This is a genomic window from Pseudolysinimonas sp., assembly GCF_044239695.1.
In the GTDB taxonomy this organism is placed as follows: domain Bacteria; phylum Actinomycetota; class Actinomycetes; order Actinomycetales; family Microbacteriaceae; genus Pseudolysinimonas_A.
The window spans coordinates 18,915-28,854 of the sequence record NZ_JBIIAW010000030.1 but is presented as its reverse complement, the minus strand read 5'-3'; the positions used below and the strand labels follow the sequence as shown (position 1 = coordinate 28,854).

Sequence of the window (9,940 nt, the reverse complement as noted above, 5' to 3'; positions counted from 1 at the left end):
GAGTGAACCGGTGAGCTGGGCTCCGCTCTCGTCGACGACGGTGCAGAGCAGCTCCCGATCGCCGTTGGCCCAGCTCTCCGCCGTCGGGTAGTACCCGCGCGTCGCGTAGCGCGACTCGACGAAGGGGAGGCCGACGAACTCGGTGAAGGCGTCGCCGCGACAGAACTCCGCGAGCATCCCCTGCAGCACGTCGTCGCCCGGGAACGTCGTGCCCGTCGCCTCGGTGCGGGCGAAGACCTCGGAGTCGTGCGGCTCCGCGCAGTCCACGATCGGGAGGGTCGTCACCTCATCGGGCACGTCGGCGTCGTCCAGGCAGTCGCCGACGACGATCGAGAACACGTCGTCTCCATCGTCGGCGGCGCCGCACCCCGTCATCAGGACCAGGGCGAGCACGGCGAGGAATCCCGCGCCGAGGCGGCGGCTCACCGCGTCGTCAGCCTCTCCAGCACGGCGTCGTGCAGCAGTCCGTTGGTGGCGATCACCGACAGCGTGTCGAGAGCACCGGTGCCGTCGACATCCGTCACCCGTCCGCCGGCCTCGCGCACGATCGGCACGAGCGCCGCGATGTCCCACGGCTTCACGTCGAACTCGCCGGCGATGTCGATCGCTCCCTCGGCGAGCAGCATGTACGACCACAGGTCGCCGAAGGCGCGGGTGCGCTCGACCTCGCGGCTCAGGGCGATCAGCTGGTCGAGCCGGCCGTACTGGTCCCAGTGCTTGAGGCTGTTGTACGACAAGGATGCTTCGCCGAGCTCGTCGATGCCGCTCACGTGCAGCCGGCGCGGCTCGCGGCCCTGTTCCTGCAGCCAGGAGCCGTGACCGCTCGCCGCCCACCAGCGCTTGCCGAGGGCGGGGGCGCTCACGACGCCGACCTCGGGCACGCCGTCGATCACGAGGGAGATGAGCGCTCCCCAGATCGGCACGCCGCGCACGAAGTTGCTCGTGCCGTCGATCGGATCGATGATCCACTGGCGGTTCGAGGAGCCGTCGGTGCCGAACTCCTCGCCGAGGATCGAATCGTCGGGGCGGGCCGCAGCGAGGTGCTCACGGATGACCTGCTCGACCCGGGTGTCGGCATCCGTCACCTGCGATCGGTCGGGCTTCAGCTGCACGTCGAGGTCTTGCGACCGGTAGCGGTCGATCGCGATGAGGTCGGCTTCGGCGGCCAGGACGAGGGCGACCGCGAGGTCGTCGGCGAGGGTGAAGGTCACGCGTCCAAGCTACCGGCAGCACCGCCGGGTCGGACGGTCAGTGTCGTCAGGAGACGCTGGAGCGAGTCGACCCGCGCGGCGGGCAGGCGGCCGTCGGCGACCGCGTCGTTGAGTTCGCAGTCAGGGGCATCGGGCAGATGGGTGCAGCCCCGCGGGCAGTCGGCGGCGACGGCGGCGAGATCCGAGAACGACCTGAGGATGTTGTCGGTGTTCACGTGCCCGAGACCGAACGAGCGTACGCCCGGGGTGTCGATGATCCACCCGCCGGTCGGCACCCGCAGCGACACCGTCGACGACGACGTGTGGCGGCCGCGGCCGGTGACGGCGTTGACGACGCCGACGGCACGGTCGGTGCCCGGCACGAGGGCGTTCACGAGGGTCGACTTGCCCACGCCCGAGTGGCCGACGGCGACCGTGGTGTGTCCGTCGAGCAGGGGGGTGAGCTCGGCGATCGGCCAGGCATCCTGACCCGACCGCACCACCGGGATGTCGAGCGCCTCGAAGTTGCGGAGGAACGGGCCCGGGTCGGCGAGGTCGGTCTTCGTGATCACCATGATCGGCGCGATGCCCGCGTCGTACGCGGCGACGAGGTAGCGGTCGACCAGGCGCGGGCGCGGCTCGGGGTTGGCGGCGGCGACGACGATGAGCAGTTGGTCGGCGTTGGCGACGATGATCCGTTCGACCTCGTCGCTGTCGTCGGCGCTGCGGCGCAGCAGGGTCGTGCGCGGCTGGATGCGCACGATGCGCCCGAGCGACCCCTCGGCGCCGCTGGCGTCCCCGACGACATCCACGCGGTCGCCGGTGACGATTGCCTGCTTGCGCAACTCGCGAGCGCGTGCCGCCGTGACCACGCGTTCCTCGGGGCCGTCCTCGTCGACGAGTACCGTGTAACGGCCGCGGTCGACCGTGAGCACCCGGGCGCCGAGTGCATCGGCATGCTCGGGCCGGGTCTTCGTGCGCGGCTTGTTGCCTTTGGGGTTCGGCCGCACGCGCACGTCGTCCTCGCCCCAGGCCTCGAAGCCTTCGTCCTCGTCGTCGGGCGGCAGCCAACTCACGGGGCGGTGATCGCCTTCGTCGTTGCCGCCCACAGACCGGCGAACTGGGGGAGGGTCTTCGCCGTCGTGCCGATGTCGTCGATCCGGACGCCGGGCACCGCGAGCCCGAGGATGGCGCCCGCGGTCGCCATCCGGTGGTCCTCGTACGAGTGCCAAGCGCCTCCGTGCAGAGGTCGTGGTTCGATCAGCAGCCCGTCGTCGAGCTCGGTCACCGCTCCGCCGAGCGCGGTGATCTCGGCGGCGAGCGCGGCGAGGCGGTCTGTCTCGTGTCCGCGCAGATGACCGATGCCGATGATGCGGCTCGGTGAGTGGGCGAGGGCGGCGAGTGCGACGATCGCCGGCGCGAGCTCTCCGCCGGCTGACAGGTCGAGGTCGATGCCGGGGATCTCCGCGCCGCCACGGACGCCGATCCCGCCGTCGACGACGAGGGCGTCGCCGCGCCACGAGACCGAGGCCCCGTACAACGGAAGCAGTTCCCTCAGCAGGTCGCCGACCTGGGTGGTCGTCCGCGGCCATCCCTCGATGGCGACGGTTCCGCCCGAGACGACGGCCGCGATGAGGAACGGCGCGGCGTTGGAGAGGTCGGGTTCGATATCGACCTCGCGCGCGCGAATCGGTTGGGGCGCGATGATCCACGTCCCGGGCGTTGACGAATCGACCTCGACCCCGCGGGCGGCGAGGCAGGCGATCGTCATCTCGATGTGAGGGAGGCTCGGCAGCCGCTCCCCGGTGTGGTGCAGCACGAGCCCGCGTTCGAAGCGCGGCGCGGCGAGCAGGAGCCCGGAGACGAACTGGCTGGAGGCTGACGCATCGATCGACAACTCGCCGCCCCTCACGGCCCCGACGCCGTGGACGGTGAACGGCAGGCCAGCCCGCCCGCCGTCGTCGGTCTCGATCCCCAGACCGCGCAGGGCGTCGATCGTGGCGGCCATGGGACGCCGGCGTGCGGACTCGTCACCGTCGAACTCGACCGGACCGGTGGCGAGCGCGGCGATCGGCGGAAGGAAGCGCATCACGGTCCCGGCGAGGCCGCAGTCGATGCTTCGCTCTCCGCGGAGCGGCCCCGGCGTCACGCGCAGGTCGGGACCGTAGTCGTCGTCACCCGCGAGCTCCTCGATCGAGACGCCGAGGTTGCGCAGTCCGGCGATCATGAGCGCGCTGTCGCGGGAGTGCAGCGGGGCGCGCAGAGTGCCGGGGCCGTCGGCGATCGACGCGAGAACGAGTTCCCGGTTGGTGAGGCTCTTGGATCCGGGAAGACGCAACGTCGCGTCGAGCGGGGCGTCTGCGACGGGAGCAGCCCAGAGCGTCACGGGATCGACTTCGCCCGCCGGGCCGGAATAGCGCTGCACATCCATCGGTTGTCCAGAGTATGCCCTCCGCCCTCCTCGAACGCCCGACCGCTCCGGCGGCCCGCGTTCAGCGGCCGGAACTAGACTCTGTCGCGATGAGCGACACCCCACAGCCGTCCGCGGAACTGCGGAAGCTGTTCGAAGACCAGGCGCTGACCTTCATGGATCAGCTGTACGCGGCTGCGCTCCGCATGACGCGCAACCCGGCGGATGCCGGCGATCTCGTGCAGGAGACCTACGTCAAGGCGTACGCGGCTTTCACGTCGTTCGAGCAGGGCACGAACCTGAAGGCGTGGCTCTACCGCATTCTCACCAACACCTACATCAACATCTATCGCAAGAACCAGCGAGGCCCCTACCAGGGCTCTATCGACGACCTCGAGGACTGGCAACTCGGCGGGGCGGAGTCGCTCAGCCAGGGGCGGTCGACCCGGTCGGCCGAAGCCGAGGCGATCGACCACCTGCCCGACAGCGACGTCAAGGCGGCGCTGCAGGCGATCCCCGAAGACTTCCGGCTCGCCGTGTACCTCGCCGACGTCGAAGGCTTCTCGTACCAGGAGATCGCCGACATCATGAAGACCCCCGTCGGAACCGTGATGAGTCGGCTGCACCGTGGCCGCCGGCTGTTGCGCGACCTGCTCGCGGACTACGCGCGCGACCGCGGCATCACCGTTCCCGCCCCCGCCACCAGGAGCGCGAAATGACCGATTGCGGCTGCGACAAAGCCAAGTCCGAGCTCGAGGAGTACCTGCACCGCGAGCTCTCGGCGGAGGACTTCCAGGACATCACCGACCACCTCGAGAACTGCGACGACTGCAGCGACGAGCACCTCGTCGGCATCACGCTCACCTTGAAGATGCAGAAGGCGTGCCAGGAGAAGGCGCCCGAGGAACTGCGCGCGGCGATCCTCGCCCGCCTCGGCTGATCTGAATCGTCGGCATCTCCCGACGACCTGACGCGCATCAGGCCGCCGCTCTCGACATCCTGTCGCGCATCCGAACCGCGCCCATCCGCTGACCGCGCGTCGTGGCTAACGTGTGCGCATGAGACTGCGGGATCGGGTGATCGTCGTGACGGGTGGCGGCTCGGGAATCGGGGCCGCGACCGTGCGACGCCTCGTCGCGGAGGGGGCCCGAGCGGTGTCCCTCGACCTGGACCGTGCGCGGGCCCGGGCTTCCGAGCCCACGCTGGCACTCGCGGCCGATGTCACCGACGAGGCGAGTATCGAGGTCGCCTTCGATGCCGTGGTCGACCAGTTCGGCGCTCTGCACGGCGCAGTGCTCAATGCGGGGGTCGCCCTCGAGGTGCCGCTCACCGAGACGACCCTCGAACAGTGGAGCCACGTGGTCGCGGTCAACCTCACCGGGGCGTTCCTCGGCGCGAAGCACGCCGTGCGCCGCATGCCTGAGGGCGGAGCGCTGGTCTTCCACGCCTCGATGTCGGGGCTGGTCGCGACCGCGGACGAGCCCGCGTACTGCGCGAGCAAGGCGGGAGTGATCGGACTGTCTCGCGCCATCGCCGTCGACTACGCGGCGCAGCGGATTCGTGCCAACGCCGTGTGTCCCGGCGTCGTCGACACCCCGATGACCCGGGAGCAATTCGCGCCGCACCCCGAGTTCCGCACCGCTGTCGAGGGGATGCACCCGGCCGGTCGGTTTGCCCGGCCCGAGGAGATCGCCGCGGCGACCGCCTACCTGCTCTCCGACGATGCGAGTTTCGTCACCGGAACCGAGCTCATCGTCGACGGCGGCTACACCGCGCGCTGAGCCTCCCGGTAGGCGGCCCACCCGCCGTATCGGGTGATGTCGACCGCGCCGGTGAGCGCGTCCGCGGTGCAGCCGAATCCGACGACCTCAGACCCGTCGACGAGTCGGACGCGGCCGAGGGTCATCGGAGCGGGGAGCGTGGCGAGCAGGCGGCCGAGTGCGGCCGGAGCGAGGCGCCAGAGTTCGCCCGCGATCGGCGCGCCGACCGCCGCATGCGGCACGAGCCCCGGCTTCGGCGGACGGGTATCGAGGGCGAACAGCCCGTAATCGGCCGCCGAACGCACCGGGCGGACGAGTCGGGCGCCGAGCGCAACGAGTTCGCCGTTGAGCGGCTGGCCGGTGAGATGGGCGCCGAACACCGCGACGTCGATTCCGTCGACCGGGACCGGCGGCGTCTCGCCGAGGTAGCGCGCGGCGAGGTCGGCGGCGACCGCATCCTCGAAGGCTCGTGTGACGATCGTCGTGCCGAATCCCCGGTCGCGACCGTCCTCGGAGGGCACCGCGATCGCGGCGAAGTCGAGGAGGTTCACGAAGTTGGTGAAGGTGCCGAGCCATGAGTTGACTCCGAGCGGATCGGCGGCGACCTCGGCGAGCGTCGGGTGGCCGGGGGCGGTGGGGATGACAAGGCCGTCCATCCCCACGAGCGAGGCGAGCGCATTCGTCCGGATGCCGTCGAGCGTCGCGCGGTCGCGCACGTACTCCCAGCCGGCGACGTCGCGCGCGCGAGCCACGATCCCGGCGACCGTCGGGTCGAGCCCGGCGACACCTCCGGTGACGAAAGAGCCTGCGGCCGCGAATCGGCCCGCGACGATCGCCCCGTCGTAGAGGAGACGCGCCGCGCCGAGCATCTCCGAGATGTCGATCTCAACGAGGTCCGCGAGTTCCCGCCAGCGGGCGAGGGCCGTGACCCAGGCGGCGCGCGCCGAGTCGTCGAGGCTCGTCAGATCGTCGGCGCGCGGGATGGCAAGCACGGGGCGCGGCGGCGCAGCGAGCCGGACGTCAGCCGGTGCCACTCGGCTCAAGCCGTCGGCCGGATGCGGCCCGGCCATGATCGATGCGGCGGTCGTCGCTGTGACCGCGTCGCGGGCGAAAACCGTGATGGTGTCGAACGGCCGACAGGCGTCGCGCATCCCGAGCACGGGGACGAGCCCGAGTGTCGGCTTCACCCCGACGATGCGATTGAGTGCCGCAGGCACCCGTCCCGATCCGGCGGTGTCCGTGCCGAGGGCGAGGTCCGCCATTCCCAGGGCGACCGCGACCGCCGACCCCGAGCTCGACCCGCCGGAGATCCGGTCGGGCCACCGCGCGTTGCGCACCGCGCCGTGGGGGCTGCGCGTGCCGACCAGGCCGGTTGCGAACTGGTCGAGGTTGGTCTTCCCCAGCACGATCGCGCCGGCCGCCCGCAGCCGGGCGACGGCGGGCGCATCCTGATCGGCGACGGCGATCGGCTGCGGGAGCCCGAGCGTGGTGGGTAGCCCCGCGACATCGATGTTGTCCTTCACGGCGAGTGTCAGACCGCGCAGCGGGAGAACCGGGCCCTCGTCGAGTTCGGCGGCCTCCGCGAGAGCCTCGTCCTCCTCGCGCAGATGAATCCACACTTCGGGTCGGCCGTGATGCCGGATGGCGGCGAATGCGGTACGGACCGCCTCGGTCGCGCTGACGGTGCGAATCACGAGAGTGCCTTTCCACGCGCGGCGGACGGCGCGCGCCGGGTATCGGTGATGAGGAGGGCGACCTGAAGGTCGAGACAGGTGTCTTCGTCGTCGAGGTCGATGCCGAGAACGTCCTCGACGAGGCGCAGACGCTCGTGCATCCACGGGCGGGAGACGAATGCCCTCCGAGCCGCGACCGCTTTATTGCGCCCGGCGGCGAGGTAGTGCATCAGCAGGCCGGCGAGCGAGGTGTTGTGCGTGGCGTCGTAGTCGAGCAGGGTGCCGATCATGCGCTCGGCGAAGCGTGTCAATCGCGGATCATCGCGGAGGGAGTGCAGGAGACCGCGTACCCCGAGATCGCCTGCGGAGACGACCTCGGCCTCGACCGACATGCCGACCGCGGTCGCCGCCGTCTCGATCGCGTCGATCAGCGCCGACCGTGCGGCGGCGGCGCCCCGGGCGAGTCCCCCGGTCGCCGCCAGCACCGAACCGCCGGCCGGCCTCAGACTCGTCACGATCATGCGCGCCTGATCGAGGTGTGTCGATCCCGCAGCGACCGCGGTCAGCATCCCGACGGTGAAGTCGTCGACGGGCGCGACGAGCGCGGGCAGCCGGTGGTCGCGCGCCGCGTCCGAGACTGCGGTGGCAAGGACGCGCAGGGCGCGCTGCCGGTCCCGGGGATCCGGCGCCGTCGTGCGCGGGCGAAAGGCGAGGGCGGCGAGCGACCCTCGGCGCAACGAGACCCCGAGTGCCTGCGCCTGCTGCTCGAGCTCCTCGGCGCTGCCATCACCGGAGAGCAGTCGGTTGAGCAGCGTGCTCTGCGTCGTGAGATCGAGCAGATGCGACTCGCGGTCGACGAGCCGACCCAGCGCGAGCGTCGAGGCCGCCTGCTCGACGAGCATGATGAGGCTGCGCGGGACGGTCATCGTGGGGTCGAGGGTCCCATCGAGCTCGCGTGCGCCGGCGGTGGGCGCGAGCAGTACGAGCCGCCCCCAATCATTGCCGCGTGCACCGACGGTGGTCTGCAACCACCCGCTGCGCGGGTCGTAGTAGGTGCGAACGGGACGGTGCGGACCCCCGCTGTGTTCGCCCCACTCGGTGAGCACGTCGCTCGGATTGCGATCCGCCGGGTCGAAGGCGAGGATCTGGTGCGAGCGGTTCTCGAGCACGACAGCGAACCCCGAGAGCTTCGCGACCTGGCGCAGCACGATCTCGGCCTTGCTGCCCTGCACGGCTAGGGCGCTGAAGATCATGTGGATGCTCTCCGACGCCTGCAGGTCGCGGATCTGCACGTCGACGAGCGAAGCGTGCACCTCTTCGGTGACGTCGATGAACGCGATCTTGCGGCGAAGGGCGATCAGCGGCAACCCGCAGCGCTCGGCGGCCTCGACCAGGGCTGCCGGAAGCTCGTCCTGATAGCGCGGGCCGAGGCCGATGACGAGCGCCGCGGCGTTCACTTCGGCGAGGCGCTCGACGTAGGCGGACAGCTCGGCCGGGTCGTCGGGGAAGACGATGCCCATCGTGAGGAGCAGCTCGCCGCCATGCAAGAGACCGGCGATGTGCACGATCTCGCTCATGTGCACCCATCGAACGCGCCGCCCGAGCCCCGCGGCACCGGCGACGACGACCGGATCGCCCCGCTGAATCGTGGAGAACGCCAGGGCCTCCTCGACGGTCGGCAGTTCGCTGCGCGCCATCCCGTAGGACGGCAGTCGGATCACCACGTCGTCACCATGTCCCACAGGAGCGCCGACCCCAGCTCGAGGTCGGCGATCGGCACGAACTCGTCGGCGGTGTGCGCCTGGTCGGTCGCGCCCGGGCCGAGGACCGTGCTCGAGGTGGAGCCGGTGAGCGCGGCGATCATCGCCGAGTCGGTGTACGCCTCGTGACCGTCGGCGCCGCCGATCTCGGCAGGTCGCCCGGCGACCCGCGCGTAGGAGGCGCGGAGCGTGCGCACGATCCCGGACTCGTCGGCGGCACGCACCGGCGGCCGCCGGGCGCCGAGGGGCTCCAGGGTGAAACCGGCATCCTCGTAGCGGCGCACGACGTCGGTCGCGACGCGCTCGACGATGCGCACAGCGTCCTCGGGGGTCAGCGGCGGCACGACGCGCAGATCGAGTTCCGCGCGGCAGACCGCCGGAACGACGTTGGTGGCGACGCCACCCTGCACGACGCCGCAGGTGAACCGAGCACGGCCGAGGATCTCGTCCTCGAACGGAAGGGCCGCGAAGGCGGATTCCAGCTCGACGATGATGTGGGCCATGACATGGGCGGCGTTGGTGCCCAGGTGCGCGCGTCCCGCGTGCGCCATCCGGCCGGTGACCTCGAGGGTCACCCAGCGCAGGCCCATCTGGGCGATGCGCAGTCGCATCCCCGACGGCTCCGGGGCGAGGATCTGGTCGTCGGGGCGCAGCAGCCCGTCGGCGACGAGGGCGTGGGCGCCGAGCATCCCGGGCGCCTCCTCGTCGACGGTGTAGAACACCACGACGTCGGAGGCGGGGGTCGCGCCGGTGCGGACCAGCGCATCGAGGAGTCCCAGAGTCAGGGCGAGGCCGGCCTTCATGTCGCACGCACCGCGGCCGTAGAGCAACCCGCCCTCGATCTCGCCGCCGAACGGATCACGTGTCCAGCCCGCTCCGATCGGCACGGTATCCATGTGGGCGACGAGCACGAAGCGGGGTGCCGTGCGGTCGCGCCCCGGGATGACGACGCTCAGGTTGTCGCGTCCCGGCTCGACGGGGTGACGCAGAGGGTCGAGCCCCAGGCCGCGCAGGCGCTCCTCGATCCAGTCCGCGCATGCGCCTTCCAGCACGCCCGGGTTGGTGCTCTCGATGCTGATGAGTCGTCGGGTGTCGGCGATCACGGTCTCGACGTCGATCATCGGGGGCCTCCTCGGCGTGGGGTCGG

At 71.1% G+C, this 9,940-nt stretch carries 10 protein-coding genes; 3 read left to right on the top strand and 7 right to left on the bottom strand.

The features are described from left to right. From ACILQS_RS06645 to aroA, 4 genes are all read right to left on the bottom strand, one after another. Positions 1-426 (bottom strand): septum formation family protein (locus tag ACILQS_RS06645; protein WP_395639331.1); only part of this gene is annotated, 426 nt, incomplete at its 3' end. Further along, positions 423-1,211 (bottom strand): inositol monophosphatase family protein, encoded by a 789-nt coding sequence (locus ACILQS_RS06640; protein WP_395639330.1) that lies wholly within the window; start codon positions 1,209-1,211, stop codon positions 423-425. The genes ACILQS_RS06645 and ACILQS_RS06640, both read right to left, overlap by 4 nt. Further along, complete coding sequence (rsgA, locus tag ACILQS_RS06635; RefSeq protein WP_395639329.1) at positions 1,208-2,266, bottom strand: ribosome small subunit-dependent GTPase A; 1,059 nt, start codon at positions 2,264-2,266, stop codon at positions 1,208-1,210. Before rsgA ends, ACILQS_RS06640 begins: the two co-directional genes overlap by 4 nt. After that, a complete protein-coding gene (aroA, locus tag ACILQS_RS06630; RefSeq protein ID WP_395639328.1) occupies positions 2,263-3,621 on the bottom strand; it encodes a 3-phosphoshikimate 1-carboxyvinyltransferase in 1,359 nt (452 codons plus the stop codon). The genes rsgA and aroA overlap by 4 nt, the downstream gene beginning before the upstream one ends. A gap of 89 nt (positions 3,622-3,710) precedes the next feature. On the opposite strand from aroA, the gene ACILQS_RS06625 reads away from it, so the two are divergent. From ACILQS_RS06625 to ACILQS_RS06615, 3 genes are all read left to right on the top strand, one after another. Continuing rightward, positions 3,711-4,319, top strand: coding sequence for a sigma-70 family RNA polymerase sigma factor (locus ACILQS_RS06625; RefSeq protein ID WP_395639327.1), 609 nt, complete (start codon positions 3,711-3,713; stop codon positions 4,317-4,319). Further along, positions 4,316-4,540: an alpha-ketoglutarate decarboxylase gene (locus ACILQS_RS06620; RefSeq protein WP_395639326.1), complete on the top strand. Its 225-nt coding sequence runs from the start codon at positions 4,316-4,318 to the stop codon at positions 4,538-4,540. Before ACILQS_RS06625 ends, ACILQS_RS06620 begins: the two co-directional genes overlap by 4 nt. Positions 4,541-4,658: 118 nt before the next feature. Next, positions 4,659-5,381 carry an SDR family NAD(P)-dependent oxidoreductase gene (locus ACILQS_RS06615; RefSeq protein ID WP_395639325.1) on the top strand — a complete coding sequence of 241 codons (723 nt, stop codon included), beginning with the start codon at positions 4,659-4,661 and terminating at the stop codon, positions 5,379-5,381. On the opposite strand, the gene atzF is transcribed toward ACILQS_RS06615, so the two are convergent. Genes atzF through ACILQS_RS06600 form a run of 3 tightly spaced genes read right to left on the bottom strand, consistent with a single transcriptional unit; the run spans position 5,366 to position 9,914 of the window. Next, the gene (atzF, locus tag ACILQS_RS06610; protein ID WP_395639324.1) at positions 5,366-7,054 is read right to left on the bottom strand and encodes an allophanate hydrolase; all 1,689 of its coding nucleotides are present in this window, start codon (positions 7,052-7,054) and stop codon (positions 5,366-5,368) included. The genes ACILQS_RS06615 and atzF overlap by 16 nt on opposite strands. After that, positions 7,051-8,757, bottom strand: coding sequence for a PucR family transcriptional regulator (locus ACILQS_RS06605; protein ID WP_395639323.1), 1,707 nt, complete (start codon positions 8,755-8,757; stop codon positions 7,051-7,053). Before ACILQS_RS06605 ends, atzF begins: the two co-directional genes overlap by 4 nt. Continuing rightward, complete coding sequence (locus ACILQS_RS06600) at positions 8,751-9,914, bottom strand: M20 family metallopeptidase (protein WP_395639322.1); 1,164 nt, start codon at positions 9,912-9,914, stop codon at positions 8,751-8,753. Before ACILQS_RS06600 ends, ACILQS_RS06605 begins: the two co-directional genes overlap by 7 nt. Positions 9,915-9,940: the final 26 nt, after the last annotated feature.